The sequence below is a fragment of the Nocardiopsis dassonvillei genome (assembly GCF_964273065.1).
In the GTDB taxonomy this organism is placed as follows: Bacteria; Actinomycetota; Actinomycetes; order Streptosporangiales; family Streptosporangiaceae; genus Nocardiopsis; species Nocardiopsis dassonvillei_B.
The window spans coordinates 640,916-659,082 of sequence record NZ_OZ186815.1; the positions used below are offsets into that span (position 1 = coordinate 640,916).

Genomic DNA, 18,167 nt, shown 5'->3' on the forward strand with positions numbered 1-18,167 from the left:
ACCGGCGCCCCGGCCCGCGCCCCGCACCCCCGCGGCGCGCCACCGACGACGTACCACCCACCGACACGAGGACACATGCGCATCCACGAGTTCTCCACCCTGCCCGGCTTCGTCCACGGCGAGCCGCTGCCCGCCCCCGGGGGTCCCACCCTGGAACTGGTCGACCCCGCCACCGGCGAGGTCCACGGCCGCTCCGGGATCTTCGGCGCCGACGGGGTCGGGGCCGCCATGGACTCCGCCCGCCGCGCCTTCGCCACCTGGCGGCGGGCCACCCCCGCCCGCCGCCAGGACGCCCTGCTGGCGCTGGCCGACGCCCTGGCCGCGAACGCCGAGGCGTTCGCCGACGCCGAGTGCCGCGAGACCGGCAAGCCGCGCGCGGACGTCATCGACGAGGAGATCCCCTTCTGCGTGGACACCCTGCGGTTCTTCGCCGGGGCCGCCCGCCACCTGGAGGGCCGGGCCGCCGCCGAGTACACGGAGGGCCACACCTCCTGGGTCCGCCGCGAACCGCTGGGCGTGTGCGCGGGCATCACCCCGTGGAACTACCCGCTGATGATGGCGGTCTGGAAGATCGGCCCGGCGCTGGCCGCCGGGAACACCGTGGTGCTCAAGCCCGCCGAGACCACCCCCACCACCACCGTCATGCTCGCCGAGCTGGCCGCCGCCGTGCTGCCCGCCGGGGTGCTCAACACGGTGGTCGGCGACCGCGACACCGGCCGCCTGGTCGCCTCCCACCCGGCCGTGCGGCTGGTGTCGGTCACCGGCTCCACCCGCGCCGGGGTGCAGGTCGCCAGGTCCGCCTCCGAGGACCTGAAGGTGCTGCACCTGGAACTGGGCGGCAACGCCCCCGTCCTGGTGTTCGCCGACGCCGACCCGGCCGCGGCCGCCGAGGGCGTGCTGGCCGCGGGCCTGCTCAACGCGGGACAGGACTGCACCGCCGCCTCCCGGGTGCTGGTCCACGAGGACCTGCACGACGCGTTCGTCGCCGAGCTGGTGGCGCGGGCGAAGGAGAAGGTGACCGGTCGGCCCAGCCGCGAGGCGAGCGACTTCGGCCCGCTCAACAACGCCGACCAGTTCGCCCGCGTCCTGGGCCTGATCGAGCGGCTGCCCGCGCACGCGACGGTGGAGACCGGCGGGCACCGGGTGGGCGAGCGCGGGTTCTTCCTGGCGCCGACCGTGGTGACCGGTCTGCGCGCCGACGACGAGATCGTCCGCGAGGAGGTCTTCGGCCCGGTGCTCACGGTGCAGCGCTTCTCCACCGAGGAGGAGGCGCTCGCGCTGGCCAACGGGGTCGACCAGGGCCTGGCCTCGTCGGTGTGGACCGCCGACCACGCCCGGGCGCTGCGGGTGGGCGGCGAGCTGGACTTCGGCGCGGTGTGGATCAACACCCACGGGGCCCTGGTGTCGGAGATGCCGCACGGCGGGTTCAAGCACTCGGGCTACGGCAAGGACCTGTCGGCGTACAGCCTGGAGGACTACACCCGGGTCAAGCACATGATGAGCGCGATCGGCTGAGCCGGAGCGGCGGGGCGCTCCGGCGCACGGGGTGTCCCGCCGCTACGCCCGGGCCCCGGCCGGGGCTCCGCGCGTCTCCAGGTGGGACCAGGTCAGGGCCGTGACGTGGTCGGCCATGGCGTCGGGGCTCTCCTCGGGGTGGTCCAGCAGCCAGTCCGCGAAGGCGTCCGCGGTGCCCACCGCGATCCGCGCCAGCAGGGCGGCGTCGCGCTCGCGGACGGCCTCGCGCAGGCCGCCGCAGGTGGTGATGAGGTCGGTGACCTCGGCCAGCACGCGTTCGCGGGCCCGGGTCACCTCCGCGGCGAAGGGTCCGCCGCTGGCGGCGGCGCGCCGGTACAGGACGGTCCAGCTCTCGCGGTTGTCGACCACGAATCCGAAGAAGGCGCGGATTCCGCTGCGCAGGGGGTCCTCCCCCGTCCGGGAGTCGTGGACGGCGGCGCGCAGGGCGAGGATGAGGCGTTCGGACTCGCGCCGCACGCAGGCGTTGAAAATCCCTTCCTTCGAGCCCAGATAGTGGTACATCGTCGGCTTCGAGGTACCCGCGGCCCGGGCGATCTGCTCGACGCGCACCGTGTGGTAGTCGCTTCGGGAGAACGCCGTGACGGCGGCGTCGATCATCAGTTGTTCACGGATTCGACGCGGTAGTCTGCGCTGTTTGGTCTTCACTCTGCTGAACTTTATTGATTCGCGCGCTTTTGAACAGGGCCGGGCGGCACCGGTTTCCGCGGGGGTCCGCCTTCGGATTCCGTGGCGGACTCATGACCTGTGACTACGGGTGAGTCCACCTTCACCCGTGGTGGTGTATCCCACACCGTCCGAGGTTTGGGCGGCCGGATACCGCACAGGAGTGCGCGGTCCCCGGCCGCCCCTCGTCACCTCAGTGCTCCTTCGTAGCGGGGCGGGCGCAGCTCCAGCGTGCAGCACTTGGCGCCGCCGCCCGCCTTGCGCAGCTCGTCCATCTCCACCGGGTGGACCGTCAGTCCCAGAGCGCGCAACCGGTCCGCCAGGGCCGTGGCCTCGGCGGCGACGACCACGTTGCGGCCGTCGCAGACGGCGTTGAGGCCCAGGACGCGGGCGTCGTCCTCGGTGGCGGTGACCGCGTCCGGGAACAGGGCCTCCAGTACCTTGCGGCTCCCGGCGGAGAACGCTCCCGGGTAGTAGGCGACGCGGTCGCCCGACAGCGCGAACAGGGCCGTGTCCAGGTGGTAGAAGCGCGGGTCCACCAGTTGCAGGGTCACCACCGGGCGGCCCAGGAAGCGCTCGGCCTCCTGGTGCGCGGCCGCCTCCGTGCGGAATCCGGTACCGGCCAGGATCACGTCGTCCAGGGTGATGAAGTCCCCCTCCCCCTCGTTGACGTGTTTGGGTTCGCGGGTCTCGGAGTAGCCCGCGGCCCGGAACCACTCCAGGTAGGCGGGGCCCTCGGGGGTGCGCTCGGCACTGGCGAAGCGGGCGCCGTAGACCATGCCGTCCACCACCAGGGCGCCGTTGGCGGCGAACACCATGTCGGGCAGCCCGTCGATGGGCGTGATCTCGTGGACCTCGTGCCCCAGGTCCAGGTAGAGGTCGCGCAGCGCCTCCCACTGGCGGATCGCCCTGTCCCGGTCGACCCGGACCGCCGGGTCCATCCAGGGGTTGATCGCGTACTCGACCGCGAAGTAGGTGGGGCGGCACATGAGGTAGTGCCGGCGGACCGCCACCGGACCGTTCGGGTTCTTCATTGAACCTCCAGGAGACCGTTCGGAAACACGGGTCCCGAGGCGGTACGGGTTCCCATCACCCGGTGCCACCTCGTGGTGCGCCCGTTCGATGAGGGAATACCCGCACCGCGGCCGGGCCAAGGGGCACGGTTCGGTGAACACGGCCCCCGCGCCCGGGCGGGCGCGGGGGCGCGGTCCAGGGCTTGTTCGGCGGATGCTCTCGTGCGGCTCGGCGCCTGCGCCGGGTGCCGGGAGCGGTCGTCAGGCGACCTCCCGCGAGGCGACGAGCGCAGGCCGGCCCGGGTTCGGCCGTCCGAGCGCGGTCGGCGCGGCGGGAGGCGGCCCGACGGCCGCGACCCGGAACGGTCCGCCGAACACGCCCTAGCGGCCGCCCGCCCGGGCGACCGCCTCCTCCAGCTCCTCGCGGTTCATCTTGGAACGGCCCGGTACGTCCAGCTCCGAGGCGCGCCGGAGCAGTTCGCGCTTGGTCCGCCTGCCCTCGCCGCGGACGGGCGGGCGCGGGCCCGGCGCGCGCCCGTGCGGCAGGCTGCGGCGCAGCGCCTCCTGGAGCGCGTCGTCGCGGGAGCCCTCGGCCCGGTGCGGCCTGTCGTGCTCCCCGGGCCGGTGGGTGATGGTGCCGCCCTTGGCCTTGGCCCGCACCAGTTCGGTGAGGCGGTGGCCGTAGCTGTCCTGGTAGCGGTCCGGGTCCCAGTCGACGGACAGCGAGGAGACCAGTTCGCGGGCCAGCGCCAGCTCCTCCTTGCCCAGGGCGGCGTGCGGCACCGGCGGCATGACGTCGTCGGGGGTGCGGACCTCGTCGGGCCACCACAGGGTGGAGGCCGAGAGCACGCCCCGGGTCGGCTCGATGAGGACCGGGGACTCGCGGTCGCGCAGGACGACGGTGGCGGTCCCCGCCCGGCGGCTCCGGTCCAGGGCGGAGTAGAGCAGCTGGTAGGGCTGGGCGTCGGCGGGGTCGCGCGGGGCCATGTAGTAGGTGGAGGCGTACCACAGGGGCCCGACCGACCCCTCGGAGACGAAGCCGTCGATGCGCATGGTGCGCGAGCCGTACGGCAGCAGGCCCTCCAGCTCCTCGGGTTCCAGGACGACGTACTCGTCCTCGACGGCGGTGCGGGCGCCGCGCACGATCTTCTCGGCGGGGACCTCCTCGCCGGTGCGCTCGTTGACGCGGACGTAGCGGATGCGGTCGGCGGTGCCGCGTTCGAACTGGTGCAGGACCGGGCCGCGGCGCTCGCGGGCGCTGTAGAGGCGCACCCCGATCGGCACTTCGCCGAACATGAGGGTGCCCACCCAGACAGGATTGACCATGGTGCCTCCTTGCTCCCATGATCACCGGGGGCGGGCAAAATACCGGTCGAGAAGATCAAAGAACCGGTCAGGGGATATGTCCGACAGCCGAACCCCGTTCTGCGACCGACCGGTCGGTATCGCTAGGATCGCGGCAGTCCGCGATTGGAGTTCCTCCCATGAGTACGACCGTCAAGGCCGCCGTCTTCTCCTCCCAGGGGGCGCCCCCGGAGATCCGGGACCTGGTGCTGCCCGACCCCGGGCCCGGCCAGGTGCGGGTGCGCCTGGCCGCCGCCGGGGTGTGCCATTCCGACCTGTCCCTGTCCAACGGGACCCTGGCCCAGAAGTGGCCCGCCGTCCTGGGCCACGAGGGCACGGGGTCCGTGGAGGCCGTCGGCGAGGGGGTCACCTCCGTCAGCCCCGGCCAGCACGTCATCCTCAACTGGGCCCCGGCCTGCCGCGCCTGCTGGTTCTGCCGCAACGGCGAACCCTACCTGTGCGAGCACGCCCTGGACCGGTCCGCCGTCCCCTACGCCCACCTCACCGACGGCACCCCCGTCCACCCCGGCCTGGGCTGCGGCGCGTTCGCCGAGGCGACCGTCGTGGGGGCCGACGCCGTGGTCCCGCTGCCCGACGGCCTGGACCCGGCCGCCGCCGCCATCCTGGGGTGCGCGGTGCTCACCGGATGGGGCGCCGTCAACAACTCCGCCGCCGTGCGCCCGGGCCAGTCGGCCGTGGTCATGGGCCTGGGCGGGGTGGGCCTGTCGGTACTCCAGGCGGCCCGTATGGCCGGGGCCGACCCGGTGGTCGCCGTGGACGTCTCCCCCGACAAGGAGGAACTGGCCCGGTCGCTGGGGGCCACCGAGTTCCTGCTCGCCGACGAGCACCTGTCCAAGGCGGTGCGGGCGCTCACCGGCGGGCGCGGCGCCGACCACGTCTTCGAGGTGGTGGGCTCGGCGAAGGTGGTGCGCGCCGCCTGGAGGGCCAGCCGCCGCGGCGGCACCGTCACCGTGGTGGGCCTGGGATCGGTGAAGGACGAGGTGACGTTCAACGCCCTGGAGCTGTTCCACCAGGCCCGCACGCTGCGCGGCTGCGTGTTCGGGTCCAGCGACCCGGACCGCGACATCCCCGTCATCGCCGAGAGCGTGCGCTCGGGCGAGCTGCGGCTGGGGGCGATGGTGACCGACGAGATCCCGCTGTCGGGCGTGCCCGAGGCCTTCGAGCGGATGCGCCAGGGCAGGGGCGGGCGCTCGCTGATCCGCTTCGGAGCCTGACCCGGTGTCCGGGGGGCGCCGCGGCGCCCCCCGGGTCTCACAGCCGCCCGGAGCCCTCCACCGTCACCTCGCGGACCTCCAGGGGCGCCGTCTGCGGGATCCGCTCCTCCAGCGCCCGGCGGACCCGCCCGAAGAAGACCGCGCGGTGCACGCCCGCCCCGACCATGACCACCACCGCGGGGAGCGGGAAGCCGGGGAACCCGGCGGAGTAGACCATGGCCGCGAGGAGCCCGAAGAGAACGCTCGCGCCGACCCCGATGTCCACCGGGGAGCGCCACGCGCGCCAGCCCCACACCAGGCCCGCGGCCAGGACCGCCGCCCACGGGCCGGCCAGGGCCGTGACGGTGGGGTAGAGCACCAGGGCGAACACGAGCACCCCGGACAGCCCGCCGAGCACGGGGGCGGAGCACAGCAGCCGCCACCCGGCCGGGGTGCGCGGCAGGAACTCCTCGACGGGCGGCGCCGAGGGCCCCGGCCGTTCCCGGCGGTCCCACCACACCAGCGCGGCCAGCAGCGCGAATCCGCACAGCGCGACGCCGGTGGCCGGACCGAACCAGTGCCCGGCGCCCTCCGGCATCCACAGGTGCTCCGGCCCCACCGCCATCGGGTCCAGGCCGAGGGCGGCCGGGGTGGCCGAGCGCAGGGTGTAGAGGAAGGCCACGGCCAGGGCCGTCTCCGCCAGGACGAACCCCAGGTGGACGGCGGTCGTCTGTGCGAGGGGGGCGGGCGCCCCGGGGGCGGTCGAGTACACCCGCAGGGAGAACAGCGGGCGCAGCAGCGTCACGAGCAGCAGGGCGGCCGCGACGGCCAGGGCGATCGGCCCCGGATCGAAGCCCGGCGGGACGAAGTACACGTCAGCCCTCCCGCCGCCGCACCGGCTCCCCGTCCGCGTCCAGCACGGTGACCTCCAGTGCCGGTGTCGCGGGTTCCTGACCGAGGAAGGGCAGAAGGCATAGCACGTCCTGCAGGGCGTACACGGCCCAGAGTGCCACCGGAAGGAGCAGTGATCCGTCGCTGGCGAACATGAACGTCCCCGCCGCGCCCAGGCTCCCCAGGGCGAGAGTCACCTGCTTCCCCTGGGGGGACCAGGTCCAGTAGCCCAGGCACAGCAGCAGGAACAGCACCGTCAAGGGGTCGCCGGTCAGCGAGCACAGCAGGGGATAGAGCACCACGAAGTTGACCATGGGCAGCGTCAGTGCCGTGAGGGCGACGGGGAGGATGCGCGCCCTCTGTTCCCGGGCGGTACGCGGAACCAGCGAGAGCTGCTCCGGAGTGAGCGCCCCCTTGGGCAGCGGCCGGCCGGCGCGTTCGGCACGGGCGGCCCTCACGGACAGAACGTAGCCCAGGGCCGGGCTCAGCACCAAGAAGACGGAGAGGAGCAGCATCACGACCTGCCCCCGACCGGACGACTCGGTGATCATCACGGGCCAGAAGATGCCCAGGTCGACCGGGGTCACCACGGTGGCCGAGCCGACGAACACCATCACCATGACCAGCTGGACGAGGCACTCCCAGGCGCTGCGGCGATTCCATCGGGCCAGGGCGGAGTAATCACCACCCCGGGCCAGGGTGCGTGCCCGGCGCATCGGACGCCGGTAGAGCAACGGTGTCACGATCTGGTGGACCAACAGCACCAGGCCGACGGCGGCGGCGAGGGGGCCTGGCTCGAAGGTCGGCGGATGGAACAGGTACACGGGGGATCCTCGGTCGAAGGTCGGGCGAAGACCTGCGCGAACGCGGCCGAGCGGGGATCCGGCACACGCGGGCCGGATGATCATGCCGGATACCGCTCGGTTTGTCACCACCTGACAAAAGCTGTGGCGTACGGCACACACCGCCCTTGCCCCGTGCCCCGCGAAGGAGCACAGTCGTCACCATCGCGCACACCGTGCCGCGGGCACGGCCGACCGAGTCGAGGAGACGCACCCCCATGAGCAGCGCAGTGGAGCAGGCCGACGCGATCGTCGTCGGCGCGGGCCTGGCGGGCCTGGCGGCGGCGGCCGAACTGGCCGACGCGGGCAAGAACGTGGTCCTGCTCGACCAGGAGCCCGAGCAGTCCCTGGGCGGCCAGGCGTTCTGGTCCTTCGGCGGGCTGTTCTTCGTGGACTCCCCCGAACAGCGCCGCATGGGCATCCGCGACTCCAGGGAACTGGCCCTGCAGGACTGGATGGGCACCGCCGGCTTCGACCGCCCCGAGGACGCCTGGCCCCGCAAGTGGGCCGAGGCGTACGTGGACTTCGCCGCCGGGGAGAAGTACTCCTGGCTGCGCCGGATGGGCCTGCGGCTCTTCCCCGTCGTGGGCTGGGCCGAGCGCGGCGGCTACCTGGCCGACGGGCACGGCAACTCCGTCCCCCGGTTCCACATCACCTGGGGCACCGGCCCGGGCGTGGTCGCCCCGTTCGAGCGCCGGGTGCGCGCCGCCGCCGAGCGCGGGCTGATCTCCCTGCGGTTCCGCCACCGCGTCGACGAGCTGGTCGTGACCGGCGGGGCCGTGACGGGGGTGCGCGGCACCGTGCTGGCGCCCAGCGACATCGAGCGCGGCCAGGCCAGCAACCGCGACGCCGCCGGGGAGTTCGAGCTGTCCGCGCAGGCCGTCATCGTCACCTCCGGCGGCATCGGCGCCGACCACGACCTGGTGCGCAAGAACTGGCCCGAGCGGCTGGGCACCCCGCCCGAGCACATGCTGTCGGGCGTCCCCGCGCACGTGGACGGTCGCATGCTCGGCATCACCGAGCAGGCGGGCGCGCAGATCATCAACCCCGACCGCATGTGGCACTACACCGAGGGCATCCAGAACTGGGACCCGATCTGGGCGCGCCACGGCATCCGCATCCTGCCCGGCCCCTCGTCGCTGTGGCTGGACGCCACCGGCAAGCGGCTGCCCGCCCCGTACTTCCCCGGGTTCGACACCCTGGGCACGCTGGACCACATCATGAAGAGCGGCCACGACTACACGTGGTTCGTGCTCTCCCAGAAGATCATCGAGAAGGAGTTCGCGCTGTCGGGCTCGGAGCAGAACCCCGACCTGACCGGCAAGGACGTCAGGCTCCTGCTCAGGCGGGTGCTGCCGGGCGCGCCGGGTCCGGTGGAGGCGTTCAAGGAGAACGGGGTGGACTTCGCGGTCGCCGACCGGCTGCCCGCGCTCATCGCGAAGATGAAGGAGATCGCCGGGGACGGGGCGCTGGACGCCGACACCGTCACCCGCGAGGTGGTGGCCCGCGACCGGGAGATGGTCAACACGTTCACCAAGGACCTCCAGGTGACGGCCATCCGCGGAGCCCGCAACTACCGGGGCGACAGGCTGATCCGGGTGGCGTCCCCGCACCGGATCCTGGACCCCAAGGCGGGGCCGCTGATCGCGGTGCGCCTGCGCATCCTCACCCGCAAGACGCTGGGCGGGCTGCACACCGACCTGGACGCGCGCGTCCTGCGCGCCGACGGCACCCCGCTGCCGGGCGTGTACGCGGCGGGCGAGGTCGCCGGGTTCGGCGGCGGGGGCGTGCACGGCTACCGCGCCCTGGAGGGCACCTTCCTGGGCGGCTGCCTGTTCTCCGGCCGCACCGCCGGACGCGCCGCCGCGGCCGCCCTCTAGGGCGTGTCCGGTGGGTGCTCTCGTGTGGTCCGGCGCGTGCGCCGGCGCCGGGTGACGCGGGCGGCCTCCGGGCGGTCTCCCGCAGGAGGGCCGGCGAGGGCCGGCCCGGGTCCGGCCCTCCGAGCGCGGGCGGCGCGGCGGGAGGCGGCCCGGCGGCCGCGAGCCGGAACGATCCGCCGGACACGCCCCAGCGGCCCAGGCGGCGGAAGGCGCCGGGCACCCGTCGCGGGTGCCCGGCGCCTCGCCCGGGGGGTGTCAGGCTTCCTCCGAGCCCTCCTCGGACTTCTTCCTGCGGGGGCGCCCGCGGCGGGGGATGTCCTCGGCCTCCGCGGGCATGCGCCCCGCCTCGTTCAGGGCGCGTCGCAGGAGGAACTCGATCTGGGCGTTGGTGCTGCGCAGCTCCTGGCCCGCCCACCGCGCCAGGGCGTCGTGGACGGCGGGGTCGAGCCTCAGCAGTACCTTCTTGCGCTCCGGCACGGACACCTCGATCCCGTTACTGGTACAGCGTCCCCGTGTTGACGACCGGGCTGGCCGGGCGGTCCGAGCACAGTACGACCAGCAGGTTGCTGACCATGGTGGCCTTGCGCTCCTCGTCGAGCTCTACCACGTGCTCCTCGGACAGGCGGGCCAGCGCCCGGTCGACCATGCCCACGGCGCCCTCGACGATCTGCTGGCGTGCGGCGATCAGCGCGCCCGCCTGCTGGCGCTGGAGCATGGCCTGGGCGATCTCCGGGGCGTACGCCAGGTGGGTGAAGCGGGACTCCACGATGCGCACACCCGCGGCCTCGACCCGCTGGCCGACCTCCTCCGACAGGCGCTCGGTGATGGTGTCGGCGTTGTCGCGCAGCGACAGGGCGCCCTCGGCCTCGTAGGAGTCGTACGCGTAGTGGCCGGCGATGTGGCGCACGGCCGCCTCGGTCTGGATGGACACGAACTCCACGAAGTCGTCGACCTCGAAGGAGGCGCGGGCGGTGTCCTCCACCTGCCACACGACGACGGCGGCGATCTCGATGGGGCTGCCGGAGGCGTCGTTGACCTTCATGACGGAGGTCTCGTGGTTGCGGATGCGCGTGGAGACGGCGTTGCGGTCGGTCAGCGGGTTGACCCAGCGCAGACCGTCGGTGCGAACGCTGCCGACGTAGCGGCCGAAGAGCTGGAGGACGCGGGCCTCGTTGGGGGCGACCATGGTCAGCCCCAGCATGAGGAAGAGGCCGACGGCGGCGATGAGGGCCCCGGCCACGAGGGCCGCGACGAGCGGCACCGCCTCGATCAGGAAGGGCGCCCCGGCGACCGCGGCGCCGATGAGGACGACCAGCACGGCCAGCAGGAACACGGCGATGCCGTCGCGGCTCATGGCGGCGGTCTCCCGGTACTGCGGGGCCTCCCGGTAGCCGGGGGCGGGGGCGGTCGGTTCGGTCATGTGCGTTCCTTCTCTCTCAGGTGATGACTCGAGCATAGCATTATGATATCACTTTTTATAGAAGCCGGGCCGAAGGGGCCCTCCAGACCGAGAGGAGACGTCGACGCGATGACCACCGACACACCGCGCCTGCGCCCGCCGCACCACCGCGTGGACCCCCGGGCCGTCCGCTGGTGGACCACCCGATCCCTGGCGGTGACCGTCGTCCTGACCGCGGTCCCCCTCGTCCCCGCCCTGATCTGGGAGCCCGTCCGCTTCTGGTTCCTCGTCGCCACCGCGGTCGTCGGGGGCGTCGGCCTGCTGATCACCGTCGTCATGCCGCGGTGGCGCTACCGGGTCCACCGCTGGGAGGTCACCGACACCGCCGTCTACGCCTCCAGCGGCTGGTTCTGGCAGGAGTGGCGGGTGGCCCCCATGTCGCGCATCCAGACCGTGGACACCGCGCGCGGCCCGCTGCAGCGGGCGTTCGGGCTGTCCAGCGTGACCGTCACGACCGCCTCGGCCGCCGGGCCCATCGAGATCGCGGGCCTGGACCACGTCCTGGCGACCCGGATCGCCGACCAGCTCACCGAGACCACCCAGGCCGTCCCCGGAGACGCGACATGACCACCGCACAGCCCCCCGCGACCGACCGCCCGCTCGGCGAGTGGCAGGGCCTGAGCCCGCTCAGCGTGTGGGCGAACACCGCCGCCGTCGCCCTGTTCCTCCTCCCGGCCGCGGCCGTCGGCACCGTCGTCCTGGTCCTCGTCGGCCAGCCCTGGTGGGCGGCGGCCCCGCTGCCCGGGGCCCTGGCCCTCACCGCCGTCCTCACCGCGATCGACATGGCCGTCCTGAGGGCGGTCTCCTACCGCGTCACCGACGAGCGCATGGAGATGCGCTCGGGAGTGCTCGCCAAGGCCTACCGCTCGGTGCCGCGCGAACGCGTGCGCAGCGTCGACGTGGCCGCGCCGATCTACACCCGGCCCTTCGGCCTGTGCTCGGTCGCCATCGGCACCGGCGAGAAGGTCGGCTCCGGCTCGGACGAGCTCAAGCTCCAGTTCGTCACCGCCGCCCAGGGCGAGCGGCTGCGCCGCGAGCTTCTGTACCGGCGCCCCGCCGCGGACGCCGCCGCCCCCGGGGGCGGCGGACCGGACGGCGCCGAGGAGCCCACCGAGGTGGAACTGGCCCGCCTGGACCCGCGCTGGCTGGCCTACGCCCCCGCCACCACCGCCACCCTGGGCATCGGCCTCGGTGCCGTCGCCGCGCTGATCGGCGCCAACGCCCAGAGCGAGGGCTGGATCTACCGCTGGATCTCCGAGCAGGCCGGACTGCCCACCACCGCCGAGATCGGCGCGTTCGTGATGTCCCGGCTGCTCGTCGTCGTCCCCCTGTCCCTGCTCGCGTTGCTGGTCTCGGGCACGGTCGTGCTGGTGGCCGTGGCGGTGGAGACCTGGTGGAACTACCGCCTGACCCGGGAGGGCGACGGAACGGTGCGCCTGCGCCGCGGACTGCTCACCAGCGTGTCGCTGTCCGTGGAGGGGCGCCGCCTCAACGGCGTCGCCCTGCACGAACCCCTGGTGCTGCGCGCGGCGGGCGGCGCGGACGTGCGCGCGGTCGCCACCGGCCTGTCCGCCGGGGACGAGCAGAAGACCCAGGCCAGGAGCCGCCTGTCGCCCCCGATGCCGCGGGCCCGTGCCCGCGAGCTCGCCGCGGACCTGATGCGCACCCCCGAGTCCCCGCTGGACCTGCCGCTGACCCCGCACCCGCCGACCGCGCTGCGCCGCAGGCTCGTGCGCGCCGTCTGGGCCTCCCTGGCGGGCTTCGCCGCCGCGGCCGCGCTGGCGTGGCTGCACTCGCTGGCCACCGAGGCCTGGTGGGAGGTCGCCCACGAGATCGAGGAGCAGCTCAACCCGCTGCCGGTGGCCACGTACGCGGTGGAGGCCGCCCCGGTCTGGGGCTGGTGGCTGATGGGCGCCGTGTTCGCCGCGGTGGCGTTCTGGTACGCGGTCGGCTCCCACCGGGCGCTGGGGCACGGCCTGCACCCGCGCTACCTGGTGGTGCGCCGGGGCATGGCGGTGCGCGACACCGTGGCCCTGGAGCGGTCGGCGGTGATCGGCTGGCGGATCACCCGCACGCCGTTCCAGCGCCGGGCCGGGCTGGCGCACGTGTCGGCCACCACCGCCTCGGGCAAGGGCATGTACACCGCCGCCGACGTGGGCCTGGGCCAGGGGCTGGCCTGGGCGGACCTGGCGGTGCCCGAGCTGCTCTCCCAGTTCCTGGAGCGGGACGGCGAGCGCGGCTGAGGCCGTGGACGGGCTCTGGGGACCGGCCCCTGCACCCGCCGCCGTGCGGGAGCGGGGGCCGCCTCCTACCGGGGCCGCCTCCTACCGGGGGGCGCCGTGCTCTCCCGGGGGCTCCGCGGGCCGCGCCCCGCGCCGGGCGGTGCGGAAGCGGTCCCGGTAGGCCGAGGGGGTCAGCCCCAGGTGGCGCCAGAACACCCGGCGCAGCGACTCGCCGCTGCCCAGCCCGGAGCGCTCGGCCGCCCCCGCCACGCTCTCCCCGGCCTCCAGCAGGGCGCGCGCCGCCTCCAGCCGCACCGACTCCACGTGGGCGGCGGGCGTCTCGCCCAGGTGTTCGCGGAACAGCCTGCTCAGGTGGCGGGTGCTCATCCCCGCACGGGCCGCCATGGCCGGTGCCGAATGGTCGCCCGCCGGGTCGGCCGCCACCGCGTCCAGGACCGGGCGCAGGGCGTCGCGGGGCGGGCGGGGGGTGCGGGCGGCGACCGAGAACTGCGACTGCCCGCCCGGCCGCCGGAGGAAGACCACCAGGTCGCGGGCGACCTCGCGGGCCAGGTCGGACCCCTCGTCCTCCTCCACCAGCGCCAGGGACAGGTCCAGTCCCGCGCTGACCCCCGCCGAGGTCAGCACCCGGCCGTCGCGGACGTAGATCGCGTCCGGTTCGACCCGCACCCCGGGGAAGGCGCGCGCGAGCAGGGCCGCGTGGCGCCAGTGGGTGGTGGCCCGGCGGCCCTCCAGCAGCCCCGCGCCGGCCAGGACGAACGCGCCCGTGCACACCGACGCCACGCGCTCGCTGCGCCCCGCCAGCGCCTCGACCGCCGCCATCAGCCCCTCGGGCCAGGGCCGGCGGGGCAGGTCCGGGGAGCCGGGCACGACCAGGGTGTGCGCCCCGCGCACCTCGTGCGCGGCGGCGTCCACCCGCAGCCGCGTACCCGCCGAGGTGCGCACGTCCAGGCCGGACGGCGAGCACAGGGCCACCGTGTAGGACCCGCCCTGGCCTGCGGCCGTGGCGAACACCTCCAGGGGCGCGGTCACGTCCAGCAGCCGGACACCGTCGTAGGCCATCACCACGATGGCGCGTCCGCTCATGGCCCGAGCGTAGCGGCCGGACGTGTCCGAATGTGTGGGAACCCTGTCTTTGAGGACATGGCGGCGGGCCGCTCCGTACCGGCAGCCTGGACTCCGGGCCCCGCCCGGGACCGCCCGGGCGCCGACCGCCGCCCCGCGAGGAGACCGCCATGACCCGTCCGCCCCTGCCGCCCTTCACCGAGGCCGACGCCCGCGCCAAGGTGCAGGCCGCCGAGGACGCCTGGAACACCCGCGACCCCCACAGGGTGTCCCTGGCCTACACACCCGACTCCGTGTGGCGCAACCGCGACCGGTTCCTCACCGGACGGGAGGAGATCCGGGCCTTCCTGGCCGACAAGTGGGAGCGCGAGCTCGACTACGCCCTGCGCAAGGAGCTGTGGGCCTTCGGGGAGGACCGCATAGCCGTCCGCTTCCAGTACGAGTGGCACGACGCGCGGGGCCGCTGGTGGCGCAGCTACGGCAACGAACTGTGGGAGTTCGACCCCCGGGGGCTGATGCGGCGCCGGGAGGCCTCCATCAACGACGTGCCCATCGCCGCGGCCGAACGCCGCATCCGGGGCCCGCGCCCGCTGGAGGAGCACGGCGTCCCCTTCCCACTGGCCTGACACCGGCCGGGCGGAACGGCTGCACCCGCCCCGGCCGACACCGGGGCGGGTGTGCTCAGTGCGCGTCCGGCGCCGGGGCCGGAACGATCTCGAAGACCCGGTCCAGGCCCAGGATCCCCAGGACCCGGGAGACCACCGGGCGCGGCCGGGCCAGCACCAGCCGACCGCCCCGGGCGGTCATGGCCCGCCGGGCCGCCACCAGGGCGCCCACCCCGCTCGCGTCCAGGAAGCCGACGCCCGCCAGGTCCACGACCAGGCACTCGCAGGCCTCGTCCCGGGTCGCCACCGCCAACCGCGCGCGCAGACCGGGGACGGTGGCCAGGTCGACCTCGCCCTCCACGGACACCACCGCCACACCGGTGTGCGGGAGACATTCCTGGAACCGGACATCCCGTGCCACTCGAGGCCACCTCTCACCGGACGTAATCTTTCCACTACGCAACCGCGTACGAGATCGTAACCTCTCCAGAGAGGTTCTGGGAGGCTTTTTACGAGGAAACCCCCTGAAATCTCGCCGATGTGGCCGCGGGGACGGCACCGTCCGGCCCCCGGGCCGGCCACGTGACCCTCTCTCGGACACACCCGGACGCACCCCCGCACCGCGCCCCGCGGCCCCGGGTGCGGTAAAAGCGGTAGGGACACTCTGGTGTCCTCGAGGCTCCGGGCCGACGCACAGCGCACAGAAGGGAGGGAGCGGCGTTCCCCTTCCGCCCTGCCGGGCGGGACCGCGCCGCGCACCCCATGACCGAAACCGCCGAGACCCGACCCGGCTGGTTCTCAGCCCAGGAGCTGGAGAACATCCGCGGCCGTATGCCCCTGGTGTACGTGCAGGCCGTCCCCGTCCGGGTGGACGAGGCCGGCCAGGTCACCCGCGTCGGGCTGCTGATGCGGGCGACCCCCGACGGCCGGTTCCACCGGTCGCTGGTCTCGGGCCGGGTCCTGTACCACGAGCGGGTCCGCGACGCGCTGCTGCGCCACCTGGAGAAGGACCTGGGCCCGGTGGCGCTGCCCCGGATCCCCGCCTCGCCGCAGCCGTTCACGGTCGCCGAGTACTTCCCCACCCCGGGGGTGACGCCGTTCCACGACCCGCGCCAGCACGCGGTGGCACTGGCCTACATCGTGCCGGTCTCGGGCGACTGCCAGCCCCGCCAGGACGCCCTGGACCTGGTGTGGCTCACCCCCGAGGAGGCCGCGGACCCCTCGGTGGGCGCCGAGATGAACGACGGCCAGGACGTGCTGCTGCGCCAGGCGCTGGCCCACGTGGGGCACACCCCCTGACCCGTCCGGGCCCCGGGGGTCCTCCTCCGGGGCCCGCCCTCCGGCAGGGCGTAGGCTCGGCCCATGCCCGACGCCCTCGCCGCCCTCGTCGACGACACCCTGTCCCTGCTCCGCCCCCGGGGCCGCGTCCTGCTCGGCCTCACCGGCGCCCCCGGCGCGGGCAAGTCCACCCTGGCCCGGCGGCTGGTGGCCGAGGTCGACGCCCGCGCCGGCGCGGGCACCGCCGGCTACCTGCCCATGGACGGGTTCCACCTGTCCAACGCCCAGCTGGAGCGGCTGGGGCGGCTGGACCGCAAGGGCGCCCCCGACACCTTCGACGCGCACGGGTACGCGGCCCTGGTGCGGCGCCTGCTCGCCGAGACCGGCCACCCCGTCTACGTGCCCGACTACGACCGGCGGCTGCACGAGCCCGTCGCGGCCCGGCACGTGATCGAACCGGGCACCCGGCTCATCGTCACCGAGGGCAACTACCTGGCCTGGGACGCCGAGCCCTGGGGCGGGCTGCGCCCGCTGTTCGCCGAGCTCTGGTACGTGGAGGCCGACGACGCCGTGCGCGAGCGGCGCCTGCTCCGCCGCCAGCTGGCGGGCGGCCGGGACGAGGCGGCCGCCCGGGAGTGGGTCGAACGCAGCGACCGCGCCAACGGGGAGCTGGTCAAGCGCCTCCGGGACGCCTGCACCCGGATCGTGCCCACCGGGGCGGTGCCCCGCGGCGGCGCGGATGACGCGGGTGACGCGGAGGCCGCGGGCGGCTGAGGCCCGCGGCCCCGCGGCTCAGGCGGCCCGGCGCAGGAAGCGGCGGGCGGCCGCGCGCACGGCCCACAGGTAGCCCGCCGCCTGCCCCTGTCCCCCCGGCCCCCGGAGCCCGCCGTAGGCGGACGCCACGATCATCTCCTTGTACCGGGCGGCGAGGCGCCCGGTCAGGATGCTCCGCCCCGGGGAGTCGTCGGCGCGCACGAACTGGATGAGCCCGTCGCGCCGCCCCAGGCTGACGCACTGGTTCATGTAGCCGAACGGGGTGGCGTCCGGCTCGCGCCCGGCCAGCCGGGCGGCGAGGGCGTCGGCGGCCGCGGTCCCCATGGGCAGGCCCATCGCGCAGGACATGCGCAGCGCCGACCCGTCCGCGGCGTCGGCGTGGGCCGCGTCGCCCACCACGTACACGTCCGGGTGGGAGAGCGACCTCTGGGTGCCGTCGACGAGGGCGCGCCCGTCGCCGTCCACGGTCAGCCCGGCGTCGGCGGCCAGCGGGGAGACCGTGAAACCGGCGTTCCACACGGTGAGGTCGCTCTCCAGCAGGTCCCCGTCCTCCAGTTTGAGGTGGTCGGCCTCGACGGCGGCGACCCGCGTGTGCTCGCGCACGGCCACACCCATGCGGTCCAGGACGCGCAGGACGTGGGCCCGGCCCCGGGGGGAGAGCCCGGCTCCGACGGGTCCGGAGGTGACCAGGCGCACGTGCGGTCCGGGGTGGGCCTCGGCGAGCTCGGTGGCCGCCTCCAGGCCGGTCAGCCCGCCGCCGACGACGGTGAGGGTCCGGGGGCGCTCCTCGGCGATGCGGCGGGCCAGGGTGCGGGCGCCGTCGAGCCCGGCGAGGGTGGCGGCGTGCTCGGCGGCGCCGGGCACCGCGTCCACCGCCGCGGCGCTGCCCAGGGCGTACACGAGGGTGTCGTAGCGCAGGGTGCGGACCCGGTCCCCGGTGCGGACGTCGACGGTGCGCGCGTCGGCGTCGACGGACTCCACCCGGCCGACGACGAGGCCGACGGAGGGGTCCAGGGAGTCGGACAGGGGGTGGACGGCGGTGCCGCGCCCGGCGGCGACCTCGTGCAGGCGGACCCGCTCGACGAAGGTGTCGGTGGCGTTGACGAGGGTGACGCGCAGCCCCGTGCCGCTGCGGCGGGCGTGGTGGGCGGCGCGGCGGGCGGCGGAGAGCCCGGCGTATCCGGCGCCGAGGACGAGGAGTTCGTGTGCCATGGGGTGCCTCCCTTGTGGGGTGTTCCGTCTGCCCCATGGACGGAACGGCCCCCCGCGAACGTGACATGTCCGCACACACAATCCCCGAATGTGACACGGGACACGGGCAGCCCCGAACCCCCTGGTGTACAGAGTGTCCCGTGGGACGGCC

The 18,167-nt window shown here is 74.6% G+C and carries 18 protein-coding genes; 8 read left to right on the forward strand and 10 right to left on the reverse strand.

Features of this window, described 5'->3' with window-relative positions; genetic code table 11:
• The first annotated feature begins 75 nt into the window (after positions 1-75).
• Positions 76-1,515: an aminobutyraldehyde dehydrogenase gene (locus ACSUPR_RS03130; RefSeq protein ID WP_436889386.1), complete on the forward strand. Its 1,440-nt coding sequence runs from the start codon at positions 76-78 to the stop codon at positions 1,513-1,515.
• 42 nt (positions 1,516-1,557) lie between these two features.
• On the opposite strand, the gene ACSUPR_RS03135 is transcribed toward ACSUPR_RS03130, so the two are convergent.
• The 3 genes from ACSUPR_RS03135 to ACSUPR_RS03145 form a co-directional block, all read right to left on the reverse strand.
• Positions 1,558-2,181: a TetR/AcrR family transcriptional regulator gene (locus tag ACSUPR_RS03135; RefSeq protein ID WP_436889387.1), complete on the reverse strand. Its 624-nt coding sequence runs from the start codon at positions 2,179-2,181 to the stop codon at positions 1,558-1,560.
• A gap of 206 nt (positions 2,182-2,387) precedes the next feature.
• Positions 2,388-3,233, reverse strand: coding sequence for a dimethylargininase (gene ddaH, locus ACSUPR_RS03140; RefSeq protein ID WP_436889388.1), 846 nt, complete (start codon positions 3,231-3,233; stop codon positions 2,388-2,390).
• A gap of 360 nt (positions 3,234-3,593) precedes the next feature.
• On the reverse strand, positions 3,594-4,538 hold the full coding sequence (locus ACSUPR_RS03145) for a Ku protein (RefSeq protein ID WP_436889389.1): 945 nt from the start codon (positions 4,536-4,538) through the stop codon (positions 3,594-3,596).
• 158 nt (positions 4,539-4,696) lie between these two features.
• Between ACSUPR_RS03145 and ACSUPR_RS03150 the strand changes: the two genes are divergently transcribed.
• Positions 4,697-5,791 (forward strand): Zn-dependent alcohol dehydrogenase, encoded by a 1,095-nt coding sequence (locus ACSUPR_RS03150; protein WP_436889390.1) that lies wholly within the window; start codon positions 4,697-4,699, stop codon positions 5,789-5,791.
• Positions 5,792-5,828: 37 nt separating this feature from the next.
• Here ACSUPR_RS03150 and ACSUPR_RS03155 read toward each other — a convergent pair whose 3' ends face one another.
• A complete protein-coding gene (locus ACSUPR_RS03155) occupies positions 5,829-6,644 on the reverse strand; it encodes a hypothetical protein (RefSeq protein WP_436889391.1) in 816 nt (271 codons plus the stop codon).
• 1 nt (position 6,645) lies between these two features.
• Positions 6,646-7,485, reverse strand: a complete 840-nt coding sequence (locus ACSUPR_RS03160; protein WP_436889392.1) for a hypothetical protein — start codon at positions 7,483-7,485, stop codon at positions 6,646-6,648.
• A 236-nt stretch (positions 7,486-7,721) separates the two neighbouring features.
• Here ACSUPR_RS03160 and ACSUPR_RS03165 point away from each other — a divergent pair, with 236 nt between their 5' ends.
• Positions 7,722-9,383, forward strand: a complete 1,662-nt coding sequence (locus ACSUPR_RS03165) for an FAD-binding dehydrogenase (RefSeq protein ID WP_436889393.1) — start codon at positions 7,722-7,724, stop codon at positions 9,381-9,383.
• A gap of 255 nt (positions 9,384-9,638) precedes the next feature.
• On the opposite strand, the gene ACSUPR_RS03170 is transcribed toward ACSUPR_RS03165, so the two are convergent.
• Positions 9,639-9,860, reverse strand: coding sequence for a hypothetical protein (locus ACSUPR_RS03170; protein ID WP_436889394.1), 222 nt, complete (start codon positions 9,858-9,860; stop codon positions 9,639-9,641).
• A gap of 16 nt (positions 9,861-9,876) precedes the next feature.
• Complete coding sequence (locus tag ACSUPR_RS03175) at positions 9,877-10,803, reverse strand: SPFH domain-containing protein (RefSeq protein ID WP_436889395.1); 927 nt, start codon at positions 10,801-10,803, stop codon at positions 9,877-9,879.
• A 108-nt stretch (positions 10,804-10,911) separates the two neighbouring features.
• On the opposite strand from ACSUPR_RS03175, the gene ACSUPR_RS03180 reads away from it, so the two are divergent.
• The gene (locus tag ACSUPR_RS03180; protein WP_436889396.1) at positions 10,912-11,409 is read left to right on the forward strand and encodes a PH domain-containing protein; all 498 of its coding nucleotides are present in this window, start codon (positions 10,912-10,914) and stop codon (positions 11,407-11,409) included.
• A complete protein-coding gene (locus ACSUPR_RS03185) occupies positions 11,406-13,085 on the forward strand; it encodes a PH domain-containing protein (protein WP_436889397.1) in 1,680 nt (559 codons plus the stop codon). Before ACSUPR_RS03180 ends, ACSUPR_RS03185 begins: the two co-directional genes overlap by 4 nt.
• A gap of 81 nt (positions 13,086-13,166) precedes the next feature.
• Here ACSUPR_RS03185 and ACSUPR_RS03190 read toward each other — a convergent pair whose 3' ends face one another.
• Positions 13,167-14,168 (reverse strand): GlxA family transcriptional regulator, encoded by a 1,002-nt coding sequence (locus ACSUPR_RS03190; protein ID WP_436889398.1) that lies wholly within the window; start codon positions 14,166-14,168, stop codon positions 13,167-13,169.
• Positions 14,169-14,317: 149 nt separating this feature from the next.
• Here ACSUPR_RS03190 and ACSUPR_RS03195 point away from each other — a divergent pair, with 149 nt between their 5' ends.
• Positions 14,318-14,773, forward strand: a complete 456-nt coding sequence (locus tag ACSUPR_RS03195) for a nuclear transport factor 2 family protein (protein ID WP_436889399.1) — start codon at positions 14,318-14,320, stop codon at positions 14,771-14,773.
• Positions 14,774-14,828: 55 nt separating this feature from the next.
• Here ACSUPR_RS03195 and ACSUPR_RS03200 read toward each other — a convergent pair whose 3' ends face one another.
• Positions 14,829-15,128: an STAS domain-containing protein gene (locus ACSUPR_RS03200; protein WP_436889400.1), complete on the reverse strand. Its 300-nt coding sequence runs from the start codon at positions 15,126-15,128 to the stop codon at positions 14,829-14,831.
• 386 nt (positions 15,129-15,514) lie between these two features.
• Between ACSUPR_RS03200 and ACSUPR_RS03205 the strand changes: the two genes are divergently transcribed.
• Both ACSUPR_RS03205 and ACSUPR_RS03210 read left to right on the forward strand, forming a co-directional pair.
• Positions 15,515-16,051, forward strand: a complete 537-nt coding sequence (locus ACSUPR_RS03205) for an NUDIX hydrolase family protein (protein ID WP_436889401.1) — start codon at positions 15,515-15,517, stop codon at positions 16,049-16,051.
• A gap of 63 nt (positions 16,052-16,114) precedes the next feature.
• The gene (locus ACSUPR_RS03210; RefSeq protein ID WP_436889402.1) at positions 16,115-16,804 is read left to right on the forward strand and encodes a nucleoside/nucleotide kinase family protein; all 690 of its coding nucleotides are present in this window, start codon (positions 16,115-16,117) and stop codon (positions 16,802-16,804) included.
• A gap of 18 nt (positions 16,805-16,822) precedes the next feature.
• Here the strand turns inward: ACSUPR_RS03210 and ACSUPR_RS03215 are convergent, their stop codons facing one another.
• Entirely contained in the window at positions 16,823-18,016 is a 1,194-nt protein-coding gene (locus ACSUPR_RS03215) for an NAD(P)/FAD-dependent oxidoreductase (protein ID WP_436889403.1), read from the reverse strand.
• Between the last annotated feature and the right edge of the window lie 151 nt (positions 18,017-18,167).